At 66.7% G+C, this 14,792-nt stretch carries 14 protein-coding genes; 8 read left to right on the top strand and 6 right to left on the bottom strand.

The genetic code is table 11. The features are described 5' to 3' along the window. Nucleotides 1-38 precede the first annotated feature (38 nt). From QZ471_RS16390 to QZ471_RS16380, 3 genes are read right to left on the bottom strand one after another with little or no spacing between them, the layout of a single operon-like run. Nucleotides 39-200 (bottom strand): DUF1328 domain-containing protein, encoded by a 162-nt coding sequence (locus QZ471_RS16390; RefSeq protein ID WP_007160206.1) that lies wholly within the window; start codon nucleotides 198-200, stop codon nucleotides 39-41. A 29-nt stretch (nucleotides 201-229) separates the two neighbouring features. After that, nucleotides 230-454 (bottom strand): hypothetical protein, encoded by a 225-nt coding sequence (locus tag QZ471_RS16385; RefSeq protein WP_295465690.1) that lies wholly within the window; start codon nucleotides 452-454, stop codon nucleotides 230-232. 10 nt (nucleotides 455-464) lie between these two features. Continuing rightward, on the bottom strand, nucleotides 465-719 hold the full coding sequence (locus tag QZ471_RS16380; RefSeq protein ID WP_295465688.1) for a hypothetical protein: 255 nt from the start codon (nucleotides 717-719) through the stop codon (nucleotides 465-467). Between the two features lie 445 nt (nucleotides 720-1,164). Here QZ471_RS16380 and algB point away from each other — a divergent pair, with 445 nt between their 5' ends. Together algB and QZ471_RS16370 are read left to right on the top strand one after the other, a co-directional pair. Then, nucleotides 1,165-2,514: a sigma-54-dependent response regulator transcription factor AlgB gene (gene algB / locus QZ471_RS16375; RefSeq protein WP_295465686.1), complete on the top strand. Its 1,350-nt coding sequence runs from the start codon at nucleotides 1,165-1,167 to the stop codon at nucleotides 2,512-2,514. Further along, a complete protein-coding gene (locus QZ471_RS16370; protein WP_295465684.1) occupies nucleotides 2,511-4,301 on the top strand; it encodes an ATP-binding protein in 1,791 nt (596 codons plus the stop codon). Before algB ends, QZ471_RS16370 begins: the two co-directional genes overlap by 4 nt. A gap of 359 nt (nucleotides 4,302-4,660) precedes the next feature. Here QZ471_RS16370 and QZ471_RS16365 read toward each other — a convergent pair whose 3' ends face one another. Genes QZ471_RS16365 through QZ471_RS16355 form a run of 3 tightly spaced genes read right to left on the bottom strand, consistent with a single transcriptional unit; the run spans nucleotide 4,661 to nucleotide 7,948 of the window. Further along, a complete protein-coding gene (locus QZ471_RS16365; RefSeq protein WP_295465682.1) occupies nucleotides 4,661-6,133 on the bottom strand; it encodes an FGGY-family carbohydrate kinase in 1,473 nt (490 codons plus the stop codon). Nucleotides 6,134-6,165: 32 nt separating this feature from the next. Continuing rightward, complete coding sequence (locus QZ471_RS16360) at nucleotides 6,166-7,122, bottom strand: transketolase C-terminal domain-containing protein (RefSeq protein WP_295465680.1); 957 nt, start codon at nucleotides 7,120-7,122, stop codon at nucleotides 6,166-6,168. After that, nucleotides 7,112-7,948: a transketolase gene (locus tag QZ471_RS16355; protein ID WP_140219569.1), complete on the bottom strand. Its 837-nt coding sequence runs from the start codon at nucleotides 7,946-7,948 to the stop codon at nucleotides 7,112-7,114. The genes QZ471_RS16360 and QZ471_RS16355 overlap by 11 nt, the downstream gene beginning before the upstream one ends. Nucleotides 7,949-8,352: 404 nt before the next feature. Here QZ471_RS16355 and QZ471_RS16350 point away from each other — a divergent pair, with 404 nt between their 5' ends. The 6 genes from QZ471_RS16350 to QZ471_RS16325 all read left to right on the top strand — a co-directional run bounded on the left by QZ471_RS16350 (nucleotide 8,353) and on the right by QZ471_RS16325 (nucleotide 14,744). Further along, nucleotides 8,353-9,297, top strand: coding sequence for an ABC transporter permease (locus QZ471_RS16350; RefSeq protein ID WP_295465962.1), 945 nt, complete (start codon nucleotides 8,353-8,355; stop codon nucleotides 9,295-9,297). 50 nt (nucleotides 9,298-9,347) lie between these two features. After that, complete coding sequence (locus QZ471_RS16345) at nucleotides 9,348-10,280, top strand: sugar ABC transporter substrate-binding protein (RefSeq protein WP_295465676.1); 933 nt, start codon at nucleotides 9,348-9,350, stop codon at nucleotides 10,278-10,280. 101 nt (nucleotides 10,281-10,381) lie between these two features. Further along, entirely contained in the window at nucleotides 10,382-11,887 is a 1,506-nt protein-coding gene (locus tag QZ471_RS16340; RefSeq protein WP_295465674.1) for a sugar ABC transporter ATP-binding protein, read from the top strand. Between the two features lie 14 nt (nucleotides 11,888-11,901). Further along, nucleotides 11,902-12,666, top strand: coding sequence for an SDR family oxidoreductase (locus QZ471_RS16335; protein ID WP_295465672.1), 765 nt, complete (start codon nucleotides 11,902-11,904; stop codon nucleotides 12,664-12,666). Between the two features lie 153 nt (nucleotides 12,667-12,819). Beyond that, the gene (locus QZ471_RS16330; protein ID WP_295465670.1) at nucleotides 12,820-13,620 is read left to right on the top strand and encodes an SDR family oxidoreductase; all 801 of its coding nucleotides are present in this window, start codon (nucleotides 12,820-12,822) and stop codon (nucleotides 13,618-13,620) included. Nucleotides 13,621-13,793: 173 nt separating this feature from the next. Next, nucleotides 13,794-14,744, top strand: coding sequence for a sugar-binding transcriptional regulator (locus tag QZ471_RS16325; protein WP_295465668.1), 951 nt, complete (start codon nucleotides 13,794-13,796; stop codon nucleotides 14,742-14,744). Nucleotides 14,745-14,792 lie beyond the last annotated feature (48 nt).

The raw sequence follows: 14,792 nt of genomic DNA, 5'->3' as shown, positions 1-14,792 counted from the left end.
CACGACCGGTAGCCTGTCCAGCCTTCAGGAAGCTGGCGTCAGGGACGCCGACGACCCATGAAGAAGGACACCACGAACAGCACCAGGAACAGCACGAAGAGGATCTTGGCGATACTGGTGGCGGTACCGGCGATGCCACCGAAACCCAGGACGCCTGCGATGATGGCGATGATCAGGAAAGTGATAGCCCAGCTCAGCATGGTGTTTCTCCTATTTATTGCAAGTGCACTCAGCGGACGACAGCACCTGTCCAGCGAGCAGTGGTTGTAGTAGCGATATCCTGGGTGTCCAGACTCGCCATCCGTGGTTCCACATCGGTTATTTCAAGATCTATACCGTTGAGGTTATGCGTCTGGTTGAGCGCGCGACCCATCATCAAGGCGCTGAGCAACATCCCGACACTCACGACCGCGGCTGCGATGAACAACGAAATCAGCAGCAGCATCCAGGTCATGGCCATCTCCTCAGAACACCCAGCGGGTCTGCTTTACCAGACGGTCACCGTTGGACTGTGCGGGGATGGCCTTGAGTTCCCCACGACCTTGGCTCGCCAGCGGTTTGGCAGCGGGCACCATGGCCTGGGCGGCAATGCGGGTGGAGTCGATGAGTGCCTGTTCGCGGCTGACGTCGTGCCCCTGGGGAGCAGCGACGGCGGCGCTGGCGAAGCAAGCGAAGAGCGCAGTACCTACCAAGTGCTTGCGAAGGGTCTGGCTGATCATCGGGTCTCTCCTGCATTCCGTTGGCCCTCGTGGGGCCGGCTTGCAAGGGAGATTGCAGACTGCGTGCCAGCTTTTTCTAAATAAAATATTCTATATAAATCAATTACTTATCAATTTTTAGCGAGTACCTGGAACTTGCACCTTGCAAGGTGCAAGGCCTGGAGCATTGCGTTTTGCATGATGCTCGGCGGACCCTACCGCCCCAGCAGTACCCGCCGTCGGTACTGACGAACGAAGTCTCGGGCCAAGGAGCGATCTTTTTCTGTACTGAATGCCCTTTCGGCAGCCATCCGGGTGAGGGGATTGCGTTCTGCACGACCTACCTCAGCTGACTCTCCCGATCTCCACCGGTCCTGCGGATTGCAACTTGCACGATGTATCATGGACTAACTGCCAGCCCTGTCCTTTAGTGCGTTTCGGCCCTTCGGCCCGGAGTTTTGCCGTCATGGAACAAACCAGCGGTCGCATCCTGCTCGTGGACGACGAAGCCGCCATCCTGCGTACCTTCCGCTTCTGTCTGGAGGACGCCGGCTACAGCGTCGCCACTGCCAACAGCGCCGCCCAGGCCGAAGCCCTGCTGTTGCGGCAGGTCTACGATCTCTGCTTCCTCGACCTGCGCCTGGGCGCGGACAACGGCCTGGACGTGCTGCAGCAGATGCGCATCCAGGCGCCCTGGATGCGGGTGGTGATAGTCACCGCCCACTCGGCCATCGATACCGCCGTGGACGCCATGCAGGCCGGCGCCGCCGACTACCTGGTGAAACCCTGCAGCCCGGACCAGCTGCGCATGGCCGCCGCCAAGCAGCTGGAATTCCGCCAGCTCTCGGCGCGCCTGGAGGCGCTGGAAGGCGAGGTACGCAAGTCTAGCGCCGGCCTCGACTCGCGCAGCCCGGCGATGATGAGCATCCTGGAGACCGCCCGGCAGGTCGCCACCACCGATGCCAACGTGCTGATCCTCGGCGAATCCGGTTCCGGCAAGGGTGAGCTGGCCCGTGCCATTCACGCCTGGAGTCGCCGCGCCAAGAAGACCTTCGTCACCATCAACTGTCCGTCACTGTCCGCCGATCTGATGGAGAGCGAGATGTTCGGCCATACCCGCGGTGCCTTCACCGGCGCCAGCGAGAGCACCCTGGGCCGGGTCAGCCAGGCCGACGGTGGCACCCTCTTCCTCGACGAGATCGGCGACTTTCCCCTGGCGCTGCAGCCCAAGCTGCTGCGCTTCATCCAGGACAAGGAATACGAGCGCGTCGGCGATCCGGTGACCCGCCGCGCCGACGTGCGCATCCTCGCCGCCACCAACCGCAACCTGGAACAGATGGTGGCGGAAAACGAATTCCGTGAAGACCTGCTCTACCGCCTCAACGTCATCGTGCTCAACCTGCCGCCGCTGCGCGAACGCAAGGAAGACATCGTCGACCTGGCCGAGCGCTTCCTCGCGCGCTTCGTCAAGGACTACAACCGACCCGCCCACGGCTTCAGCGAGGCAGCGCTGGAGGCCCTGCGGACCTACGGCTGGCCGGGCAACGTCCGCGAGCTGCGCAACGTCATCGAGCGCGCCAGCATCATCTGCGGCCAGGACCTGGTGGACGTCAACCATCTGGGTCTGGGCGACGGTCCGACCCCCAGCGGCGCCGCCAGCGCGCCACGGGTCGGTGAAGCTATGAGCCTGGAGGCCCTGGAGCGCGCCCACATCGCCGCAGTGATGGCCACCAGCGAAACCCTCGACCAGGCCGCCAAGACCCTGGGTATCGATGCCTCCACGCTCTATCGGAAACGCAAGCAGTACGGGCTATGAAACTGCCAATCAAGCTGCACACCCGCCTGTTCCTCAGCATTTCCGCCCTGATCGCCGTGGCCCTCATCGGGCTGCTGGTGGGGCTGGTGAGCGTCCTGCACCTGGCCCGCGAGCAGAGCGTGCAGACGCGCAGCAACCTGGACTTCATCAACCTGACGCTGAACATGCGTCAGGAGTTGAGCAACAGCCTGTTCCAGATGCTCGATGGCGCGCCGGACCCCAAGGCCCTGGAGGCCGCCCAGCAACGCTTCGAGCAGTACCTGCAACTGGTCCAGGGCGAGATGCGCAAGCCCGACCAACGTGCGGTGCTGGAAGACGTCAAGCAGCGTTACGCACGCTTCGCCCAGTACCTGCGCTCACCCCCTACCGACTACGCCCAGTTGCGCGCCGATCCGGGGTTCCAGGAGACGCTCAACGGGTTGCGCAACCGCATCTACGATCTGCAGCGCAGCTACGTGGTGACCTTGGAGCGCATGCAGGACGAGGCCCACGACCGGGCGGTGATCATCGCCCTGCTGCTGGCGTTGATCGGCGTGGCCATCCTGGTCACCGGAGTGGTAACGGCCAACGGCATCGCCAAGCGCTTCACCGGCCCCATCGACGGCCTGGCCAAGGCCGCCGAGCGCATCAGCCAGGGCAACTTCGACGTCCAGCTGCCCACCTCGCAGATCGCCGAATTCACCCTGCTCAGCCGACGCTTCGGCAACATGGCCCAGGCCCTGCACCGTCTCAGCCAGACCAACGTCGAGGCCCTGGTGGCCGGCCAGCGCCGCCTGCAGGCGGTGCTCGACAGCATCGATTACGGCCTGGTGATCCTCGATCCGCAGGGCAACATCGAACACGCCAATCCGGTGGCCTGCCGCCAGCTCGGCTGGAACGAGAACCACCTGGGCGAATCCCTGATCGCGGCGCTGGAACGGCCGGAGATCGAGGCGAGCCTGCAGCGCGTGCTCGCCGGTGGCGCCCTGAATGCGGCGCCCGAAGACCTAGAGATCCGCGTCGACGACGAGGTGCGGCTGCTGGCCTGGAGCCTGACGCCGGTGAACCACGCCGATGGCCGCAGCGTCGGTGCGCTCATGGTGCTGCGCGACGTCACCGAGCAACGCGCCTTCGACCGGGTGCGTAACGAATTCGTCCTGCGCGCCTCCCATGAGCTACGCACCCCGGTCACCGGCATGCACATGGCCTTCGGGCTGTTGCGCGAAAGACTCAAGGTGGCGCCGGAGTCCCGCGAGGCCTATCTGCTGCAGACGGTGGACGAGGAAACCCATCGCCTGGTGCAGCTGATCAACGACCTGCTGGACTATTCCCGCCACCAGAGTGGCCTGCAGCGCCCGGAGAAACTACCGAGCGAGATCGGCGACCTGCTCGAAGAGGCTCGCGCCCGCCATGTCGACGAAGCCCGCGAACGCGAGATCGACTTGACGGTGGAGTTGCTGCACACCCCGCTGCCGCGGGTCAGCCTGGACCCCAAGCAACTGGCCCGGGTATTCGACAACCTGCTGAGCAACGCCCTGCGCCATACCCCGGCGGGCGGGCGGATCGTGATCCAGGCCATGCGCCAGAACGACCAGTTGCTGATGGCGGTGCAGGACAACGGCGAAGGCATCGCCTATGCCCAGCAGGGCCGGGTCTTCGAGCCCTTCGTACAGATCGGCAGCCAGAAGGGCGGTGCCGGTCTGGGCCTGGCGCTGTGCAAGGAAATCATCCGCCAGCACGGCGGCCGCATCGGCGTGGTCTCGCGGCCCGGTCAGGGCACCCAGATCTTCATGACCCTGCCGACCTGAACCATCCCGGGGCGCTACCACGGATAGGGTCGCGCCAATCGGCCCGATCCTGCCAGGACGGATGAAGCCGAGCGCCTACTCGGACAGCCCCCTCTCCTTCGGGGAGAGGGGTGGGGTGAGGGCAGCACCGCGTCGCGACGTCCCAGTGGAAAAGGCTGCGCCGTTTTCCACACTACGGTCCTAAGTCTGCTACGTGTTATCGCGGCCATGGGCCGCTCTTACAGGAGCCTGGCATCCCGTAGGAGCGGCCCATGGCCGCGATCAGCAGAACATCAGAACATCAGAACATCAGAATCCTGCCAGAGCGCCCGCATCGGCGGACCGCCATGGCCGCGATGAAGACCGTTACCCCTTCTGGTTTACAGCAGCGTCCGCGCCAGCGCCTGGCGCCAGCCGGCGTACAGCTCGGGCACGGCGTTGGCGCGGGGTTCGTAGCGGCGGCGCGGGCGGTCGAGATCGGCCAGGGCCGCCGCGTCCTGCCACCAGCCCAGGGCGTGACCAGCCAGGTGGGCAGCGCCCAGCGCCGAGACCTCCGGCGAGAGGCTGCAGATCACCGGGCGCTGCAAGAGATCGGCCTGGAATTGCAGCAACCATTCGTTGCGCGTCGCGCCGCCATCCACCCAGAGTTCGTCCAGGGGCGTGGGGCTGTCCTGCTGCATGGCGTCGAAGACATCGCGGATCTGATAGGCGATGGCCTCCAGCGCCGCACGCATCAGGTGCGCCCGGCCACAATTCTCGGTGAGACCGCAGAACAGTCCACGGGCATCGGCTCGCCAGTGCGGCGCCCCAAGGCCGCCCAAGGCGGGGACGAAGTAAACGCCGCCGTTGTCCGGCAGCGCCGCGGCCTCGGCGGCCAGAACATCCAGCTCGCCAACGCCGCCCAGTAGCCGCGCCGTCCAGCCCACGGCAGCGCCGGTGTGGACGATATTGCCCTCCAGGGCGTAGGTCGGGGTATCGCCCAGGCGCCAGGCCAGGGTAGTGGCCAGGCCATGGGCGGAGACCACCGGCGCGGCGATGGGGGTCATCAGCGAGGAACCGGTGCCCAGGGTGGCCTTGACCTTGCCCGGGACGAAGCCGCCCTGGCCGAACAGGGCCGCGTGGGAGTCGCCGAGCATGGCCAGGATCGGCAGACCGCCCGGTAAGGCGCCCTGGGCGCGGGTCTCGCCGAAGCAGCCGGCGCTGGGCCGGATTTCCGGCAGCGCCGCGCGGGGAATATCGAACAGCTCGAGCAATTGCTCGTCCCAATCGCCACCGCGCAGGTCGAGCAGCTGGGTACGGGCGGCGTTGGCCGCATCGATGAGGAAGTGGGCGCCGCCGCTGAGTTGCCAGAGCAGCCAGCTGTCCACGCTGCCCAGGCAGATCTCGCCAGCCGCGGCCCGGGCCGCGCCGTTGGGAATGTGGTCGAGCAGCCAGCGCCATTTGCCGGCGGAGAACATCGGGTCCAGCGCCAGGCCGCTGCGTTCGCGGATCAGCTCGCCGTGACCGGCGGCATGCAGGGCCTCGCACTGCGGCTGGGATCTCTTGCATTGCCAGCTCACCAGAGGGCCGAGCAACTGGCCGCTGGCGCGCTCCCAGGCCAGGGCGGACTCGCGCTGGTTGCTGATGGCGATGGCCGCCAGGGGCGCAGCCACCTGGGCCAGGCAGTCGCCGATGGCACCCTGCAGGGCCTGCCAGATGGCCAGGGGGTCCTGCTCGGCATAACCCGCTTGCGGGTGCTGGACGCTAAGCGGGCGGGAACCGCGGGCCACGACGCGGCCGGCGCGATCCACCAGGATCGCCTTGGCATTGGTGGTGCCCTCGTCGAGGGCGAGGATCAGCGGTTCGGCGGCCATGGCAGCTCCTGTTGTTCTTGTAGTCCTGCGGCTCAGCGCAGCCGCTGTACCGCGGCGACGATACCAGCGGCATCGATGCCGTGCTTGGCGCGGGTCGGCCCGCGGGCACCGGCGGACGCATACTCGCCGTCGGCGATGCCCAGACGGATCAGCGGCACACCCAGGGCAGCCTCCGCCATGACCTCGGCCACGAGGCTGCCCACCCCGCCGTTGGCGTTGTGCTCTTCCACCGTGACCACCCCACCGCGGGCGGCGCAGAGGGCTTCCAGCAGGGCTTCGCGCTGCAGCGGACGGATCGACGACAGGTTGATCACCTGGGCGCTGATACCCTGCTCGGCCAGTAACTTGGCGGCATCGACCGCCTCGTGAACCACCGAACCCAGGGCCACCAGGCTGACGTCGTGCCCCTGGCGCAGCACGTCGACCTGACCGGGGACGAAGCGATAGTCGGGGCCGTGCAGGTCGGGCAGTGCCTTGCCGTCCAGGCGAACATAGACCGGGCCGTCATGGGCCAGGGCATGCTCGACGATCTGCCGGCACTCGCTGCCATCGGCCGGGGCATAGATTTCCACATGGCCGAAGCCGCGCATCACGGCGATGTCGTCGAGGCTGTGGTGGGTGCTGGCCAGGGGACCGTAGCTGGCCCCGGCGTTGAGGCCGAACATCTTGACGTTGGACCTGTTGTAGCAGACGTCTACCTTGACCTGCTCGTTGGCCCGGGAGATCAGGAAGGGCGCGGCGTTGCAGGTCACCGCCACCTTGCCGGCGAGGCCCAGGCCGGCGGCCACCCCGACCAGGGTCTGCTCGGCGATGCCGACGTTGACCAAGCGCTCCGGGAAGCGTTTGACGAAGGGGCCGATCTTGGCCGTGGAGGTGGAATCGCTCACCACCGGCACCAGGTCGACGCCGGCGTCCACCGCGGCGATGAAGGCCTCGACCATGACGCTGGCGAGATGGGCTTCGCCCGGGGTCTGGGTATCAGTGGCCATGGTCGAGCTCCTCCAGTGCAGCGGCGATCTCGTCGCCCTTGGGCACCCGGTGGTGCCATTCGGGTTTGCCTTCGATGAAGGAAACCCCCTTGCCTTTCACGGTGTTGGCGATCAGCACCTGGGGCTGGCCGCGGTGTTCGCGCAGGGCCTCCAGGGTCTCCACCAGTTGGGCGACATCGTTGCCGTCGCACTCGACGACATGGAAGCCGAAGGCGCGCCATTTCTCGGCCAGGGGTTCCAGCGGCAGGATCTCCGCGGTAGGGCCGGCCAGTTGCAGGCGGTTGTGGTCGACGATCACCGTGAGATTGTCCAGCCGGTACTTGGCGGCGGTGAGGGCCGACTCCCAGTTGGAGCCTTCGCCCAGCTCGCCGTCGCCGGTCAGTACATAGACCCGGCGCGGGCTGCCATCACGCTGGGCGGCCAGGGCGATGCCGGTGGCCACGGGCAGGCCATGGCCGAGGGCACCGGTGTTGAGTTCGATACCGGGGGTCTTCTGCCGCACCGGATGGCCCGGCAGGTGGGAGTCGAAGTGCTGATAGGTGTCGAGCCATTCCGGCGGGAAGTAACCGGCTTCGGCCAGGCAGCAATAGAGACCGCCGACGCCGTGGCCCTTGCTCTGGATGTAGATGTCGCGCTGGGGATCGGCGAGGCGCTGCGGAGCGACGTCGAGCAGGCGGAAATAGAGGGTGGCGAGGATGTCGGTCTCCGACAGATCGGCCCCGGTATGGCCGCCCGCAGGCGAGGCGGCGTTGAGCTGGATGACGCGCCGGCGGATCAGCCGGGCCTTTTCGCGGATTTGCGCGACGTCGTACTGGAACGGATTCATCAGGCGGTCCCCCTCGGGTATCCGAAGCTCCGGTGGTGCAGACGCCTGCCGAGGTTTCAGTGGGCGTCTTATGAATATTTATTCGTCACTGAAAATATATTTACCATTTAGACCCCATTCCGGGAGGCCGTCAATAGCCATCGACAGACCTCGTTCGGCTGATCAAGCAGGTAGGATGGGCGGCTGGCAGAGGGATTGCCGAGCGCATCCCCTTCCGGAAGAACGTAACGAAAAGGCACTTGACTTCCACCCGGAACAGGCGGAGTCTGAATTAAAAATCAGGCACGCATAAATATTCAGGCGAGCCACACAAGAACCCTCACTACAAAAACAATAACCACCAGGAGAAGCTCGTGGACGCCAAAGCCCCGACCGCCTCGCCACCCGCCAAGCCCCTCGCCCGCCTGGCCTTGCGCCTGCCGCGCAACATCGGCGGTCCGCTGATCGGCCTGGCGCTGCTGATCGCCGTGTTCTCCTTCGCCTCGGAGTATTTCTTCTCCGTGCGCAACGCCCTCAACATCCTCGATCAGGTGACGGTGCTCGGCATCCTCGCCATTGGCATGACCCTGGTCATCGTCATCGGCGGCATCGACCTCTCGGTAGGCTCGGTACTGGCCTTCGCCATGATGCTGCTGGGTTGGCTCTACCAGGACATCGGCTGGCCCCTGGGGCTGGCGATTCCGGCCGCCATCCTCGGCGGCCTGGTCTGCGGCCTGGTCTCGGGATTGCTCATCGCCCGGGCGCGGCTACCCGCCTTCATCGCCACCTTGACCATGATGTCGGTGGCCCGCGGCCTGGCCAACATCCTCACCGATGGCCGCCAGATCGTCGGCTTCCCGGACTGGTTCACCAGCCTGGCCACGGTGCGCCACTTCGGCTTTCTCTCCGTCACCGTCGGCCTCTTCCTGCTGATGCTGCTGGTGGCCTGGGTCTTCCTGCGCTTTCGTGCCGGTGGCCGCAATCTTTACGCCATGGGCGGCAGCGCCGAGGTGGCGCGGCTGTCGGGCATCAAGGTGCGTACCCTCACCATCTGGATCTACGCCCTGAGCGGCGCCCTGGCCGGCCTAGCCGCGGTGGCCATGGCGGCGCGCCTGGACTCGTCCCAGCCCAGCGCCGGCCTGTCCCTGGAACTGGATGCCATCGCCGCGGTGGTGATCGGCGGCGCCAGCCTCAGCGGCGGCGTCGGCAGCGTCGGCGGCACCCTGGTGGGGGTGCTGATCATCGGCGTGCTGCGCAACGGCCTGAACCTGCTGGGCGTCTCGCCCTTCGTGCAACAGGTGATCATCGGCATCGTCATCGCCCTGGCCGTCACCCTGGATACCTTGCGCCGCCGTAACGGGCAGCGCTGAAGCAGATCGCTTCGACACCGCAGTACAACAATAACAACGGAGTGCTTTCCATGCTGACCCCCAAGAAGCTGTTGCTCGGTACCCTGCTCGCCGCCATCACCTGCGCCGGCGCGCTCAATGCCCAAGCCAAGGAACTCACCGTGGGCCTGGCCGTGGCCAACCTGCAGGCCGACTTCTTCAACCAGATCAAACAGGCCGTCGAGGCCGAGGGCAAGGCCAAGGGCGTCAAGGTGATCACCGTGGATGCCCAGGGCAACTCGGCGACCCAGGTCAACCAGATCCAGGACCTCATCACCCGCCAGGTCGATGCCATCATCTACATCCCCGCCGGCGCCACCGCCGCTGGCGTACCGGTGAAAGCCGCCAAGGCGGCCGGTATCCCCGTAGTGGCCGTGGACCGCAACGCCCCCGATGCACCCGGCGACACCTTCATCGCCAGCGACAGCGTCGCCGCTGCCCGCACCCTGGCCGAGTACGTCGGCAAGGTCACCGGCGGCAAGGGTCGCGTCGCCATCCTCCAGGGTCAGATCGGCACCACCCCGGAAAACGACCGCGCCAAGGGCTTTGCCGAAGGCCTGGCCAAGTTTCCCGAGCTGAAGGTGGTCGCCCAGCAACCCGCCGAATGGGCCCAGGACAAGGGCTTCGCCGTGGCCCAGGACATGCTCCAGCGCGATCCCAACATCACCGTTTTCTTCGGTCGCGCCGACGCCATGGCCCTGGGCGCCGCCCAGGCGGTCAAGGTCGCCAACCTCGATCATCCGGTGACCATCGTCGGCTTCGATGGTGACGTGGCCGGCCTCAAGGCCGTGGCCGCTGGCACCCTGGCCGCCACCATGACCCAGCAGACCCGCAAGATGGGCCGCATGGCGCTGGACTCGGCCATCGAACTGAAGGAAGGCAAGCAGTTGCCCAAGGAGCAACTGCAGGAGGCGATCCTGACCACCAAGGACAACGTCGCCCCCTTCATCGAGAACCATCCGTAACGGTTCGTCCGGTCAGCGGCGGCTAACGGCCGCCGCCTCCAGCTCATGCCTCAGGTGCCTCCCGCGGGAGGCGCCGTTTCAGCTCCCCCTTCGGAGGCCCCATGTCCGCCGTTATGCCCCTGGAACAGCCCGCCGCCCTCAGCCTGAGAAACATCGGCAAGAAATACGCCGGCATCGAGGTGCTGGCCGGCGTGGACGTCGACATCCAGCCCGGCGAGGTCCTGGCCCTGCTCGGCGAGAACGGGGCCGGCAAGTCCACCCTGTCCTCCATCATCGCCGGCCTGGTACCGCCCGAGGCGGGTGGGCGCATGACCTGGCTGGGCCGGGACTACGCCCCGGATTCCCCGGGCGCCGCCCTGGCGGCGGGCATCGGCCTGATCCACCAGGAAATCCGCCTGCTGCCGGAACTGACCATCGCCGAGAACATGTTCGTCGGCCGCCTACCCATGCGCGGGGGCCGCATCGACCGCGCCTTCATGGAAACCGAGGCCCAGCGCCAGCTGGATCGCCTGGGGCTGAAGGTGCCCGCCACGCGTACCGTGGCCGGCCTCAGCGTGGCCGCCCAGCAGCTGGTGGAGATCGCCAAGGCATTGACCCTCAAGGCGCGCCTGCTGATCCTCGACGAACCCACCGCCGCGCTGGGTGGCGAGGAAACCGAACTGCTGTTCGCCCAGGTCGAACGGCTCAAGGCCGAGGGCGTCTCCTTCATCTACATCAGCCATCGCCTGGAAGAGATCGCGCGGATCGCCGACCGGGTGCTGGTGCTGCGCGACGGCCGCCAGATCGCCCTGCACGCCACCGCCCAGGTGCCGGTGCGGCAACTGGTGGAAGAGATGGTCGGCCGCAGTGTGGAACGCATCTTCCCGGCCATGGCCGCGCCCGCTGCCCGCGAGGTCCTGCGGGTCAGGGGCCTGAGCTGCCGCGAAATGCCGCTCAAGGACATCGACTTCAGCGTGCGCGCGGGCGAAGTCTTCGGCGTGGCGGGGGTAGTCGGTGCGGGGCGTACCGAGCTGGTCCGCGCCATCGCCGGCGCCGCCGAGCAGGTCACCGGCGAACTGGTTTTGGAGGGCCAGGCCTGTCGCTTCGCCAGTCCCTATGACGCCATCCACGCCGGCATCGTGCTGGTTCCCGAGGATCGCAAGCAGCAGGGTGTGGTGGTCGATCACGCCATCGAGGAAAACCTCATCTATGGCAACACCGACCTGCTCGCCGCCGGCGGCTGGGTCTCCCCCGGCGGCCTGCGCGCCTTCGCCCGCAAGGCGGTGGCCCGCCTCGGCGTGAAGGGCCAGCCGGAACAGGCCATCGCCGCCCTCTCCGGCGGCAACCAGCAGAAGGTGATCATCGCCAAGTGGCTGGCACGCAATCCCAAGGTCTTCATCCTCGACGAGCCCACCCGTGGCATCGACGTCGGTGCCCGCGCCGCCATCTACCAGGTGATCGCCGAACTGGCGGCTACCGGCATGGCGGTGATCGTGGTCAGCTCGGATCTCGACGAGGTTCTCGGCCTGTCGCACCGGGTCATGGTGATGAGCCGTGGCCGGCAGATGGGCATTCTCGAACGCGAAAGGGCCACCCCCGTGGCCGTGATGGAATTGGCTACCGCCTGACTAGGAGTTTTCCCATGCGTCTCTTCGATCTCGGCGGCCAGACCGCCTTCGTCACCGGTGCCGGTAGCGGCATCGGCCAGGCCATCGCCGTCGGTCTCGCCGAGGCCGGGGCCCAGGTGGCCTGCTTCGACCTGCCCGGCAGTCGCGACCTGGCCGGTACCGTCGAACGTATCCAGGCCCATGGCCGCCGCGCCCTGGCCCTGGAAGGCTCGGTGACCAGCGCCGCCGACCTGGAAGCCGCGGTAGCCCGCACCGAAGCTGAACTCGGCCCGCTGAGCCTGGCCGTCAACAGTGCTGGCATCGCCAATGCCCAACCGGCCGAGGAGCTGGAACTGGAGCGCTGGCAGCGCATGCTCGACATCAACCTCACCGGGGTGATGCTCAGTTGCCAGGCCCAGGCGCGGGTCATGCTGCCGCGTGGCAAGGGTGCCATCGTCAACATCGCCTCCATGTCCGGCAGCATCGTCAACCGCGGCCTCCTGCAGGCGCACTACAACACCTCCAAGGCCGGGGTCATCCACCTCACCAAGAGCCTGGCGATGGAATGGGCCGAGCGCGGTATCCGGGTCAACTGCATCAGTCCCGGCTACACCGCCACGCCCATGAACACCCGTCCCGAGGTGGCCGAGCAGGTCAAGATCTTCGAGCAGACCACCCCGCTGGGCCGCATGGCCGAGGTGGAGGAGATGGTCGGCCCGGCGATCTTCCTCTGCAGTCCGGCCGCGTCCTTCTGTACCGGGGTCGATCTGATCGTCGATGGCGGCTTCGTCTGCTGGTAACGCCTTTCACGATCTGCTGCGCGTCGGCCAACCTGCGTTGAATACAGCTTCGGACTGCTCATTTACCACTCGTAAACTCCGCGTCCTCAGCTGTCTTCGCCTTGTTTGGCTCTAGCTCGCGAGATCGTGGCCTATAGCCCTAGGAGGTTTCACGTGGAACGTCGCTTCGCAGGTCAAACCGTAGTCATCACCGGCGGTTGCCGCGGCATCGGCGAAGGGATCGCCGAGCGCTTCGGCCGTGAGGGCGCCAACCTGGTGCTGGTCTCCAACGCCGCGCGGGTGCACGACACCGCGGCGCGCCTGGCGGCCGATACCGGCGCTGAGGTGCTGCCGCTGGTGGTGGACATCACCGACGAGGCGGCGGTGACCGACCTCTATGCCCAGGCCGAGGCGCGCTTCGGCCGCGTCGACGTCTCGGTGCAGAACGCCGGGATCATCACCATCGACCCCTTCGATCGCATGCCGCGCGAGGACTTCGACCGCATCCTGCAGGTCAACACCACCGGCGTCTGGCTGTGCTGCCGCGAGGCGGCCAGGCGCATGGTGGCTGCCGGGCGTGGCGGACGCCTGATCAACACCAGCTCCGGCCAGGGTCGCCAGGGCTTCATCTACACGCCCCATTACGCGGCGAGCAAGATGGGCGTCATCGGCATCACCCAGAGCCTGGCCCACGAGCTGGCGCGCCACGGCATCACGGTCAACGCCTTCTGCCCCGGCATCATCGAAAGCGAGATGTGGGACTACAACGACCGGGTCTGGGGCGAGATTCTCTCCACCCCGGAAAAGCGCTATGGCCAGGGTGAACTGATGGCCGAATGGGTCGGCAACATTCCCATGAAGCGCGCCGGCACGCCCGCCGACGTCGCCGGCCTGGTGGCCTTTCTAGCTTCGGCGGACGCTGCCTACATCACCGGCCAGGCGATCAATGTGGATGGTGGCCTCATCATGTCCTGAGCACCCCCTGGGCGCCCGGCCGCAAAAGCCTTGGCGTCCAGCGAGAGGCTGAGGGAAAATAGCGGGAAAATGCGCCCTTCTAACAGGTTCGTGCCTGCTTTTCGGCGGCTCGCCATGGCCAGTCCGGCCCAACGACCCTGGGCACAACCTATCCGCCGGTACCGGGAATCTGGATGAGTAACCTCGAAGAACAACGCCTGCTAACCAAGATCGCCTCCCTCTACTACGAAGAGGGACTCAAGCAGTCGCAGATCTCCGAACAGCTCGACCTGTCGCAATCCTTCGTCAGCCGCGCCCTGAGCCGGGCGCTCAAGGAAGGCATCGTGCGCATCTCGGTGCAGCGCCCGCGCAACTTCCACCTCGAGCTGGAGCGCCAGCTGCAGCAGCGCTACGGCATCCGCCAGGCCATCGTGGTCGAGCCCACCGGCGACGACGAAGAGGCCATCAAGCAGGCCATCGGCTCGGCAGCCGCCCACTACCTGGAAACCAGCGTCACCGAGAAAGACCACATCGGCATCTCCTCCTGGAGTTCCACCATCCGCGCCATGGTCGGCCACATGCACCGCGGCAGCAGTCGCCAGGGCGCGACCGAGGTGGTGCAACTGCTCGGCGGAGTCGGCAACAAGGGCGCCTTCGAGGCCACCCTGCTGACCCAGCAACTGGCCAATCTGCTCGGCTGCCCGGCCTATCTGCTGCCGTCGCAGAGCATCGAGCAGTCACCGGAAAGTCGCCAGCGCATCCTGCAGCTGGACGAGGTCCGCGAGGTCACCGAGCGCTTCGCCCGGCTCACCGTGGCGCTGGTCGGCATCGGCGAGCTGGAGCCCTCGCAGCTACTGCGCAACAGTGGCAACTACCACGGCGAAGCCATGCTGGAAGTGCTCGCCGCCCGCGGTGCGGTGGGCGACATCTGCCTGAGGTACTTCGACGCCCAGGGCCGCCCGGTGCTGGACGAGAGCGAAGAAACCGTGGTCTCGGTGGACCTGCCGCAACTGCTCAAGATCGACCGCGTCGTCGGCCTCGCCGGTGGCCTGCGCAAGGTCAACGCCATCCGCGGCGCCCTGCAGGGCGGCTACCTGGATGTCCTGGTGATCGACCTGCGCACCGCCCTGGCGCTGGTGCCCTGAAGGCATCGCCTAGCTGATGCGGTCCGGGAAGCCGCGGCCTCCCGGACT

The organism is uncultured Pseudomonas sp. (assembly GCF_913774235.1).
Lineage (GTDB): Bacteria > Pseudomonadota > Gammaproteobacteria > Pseudomonadales > Pseudomonadaceae > Chryseomonas.
This window is presented reverse-complemented; position numbering and strand designations above follow the sequence as displayed.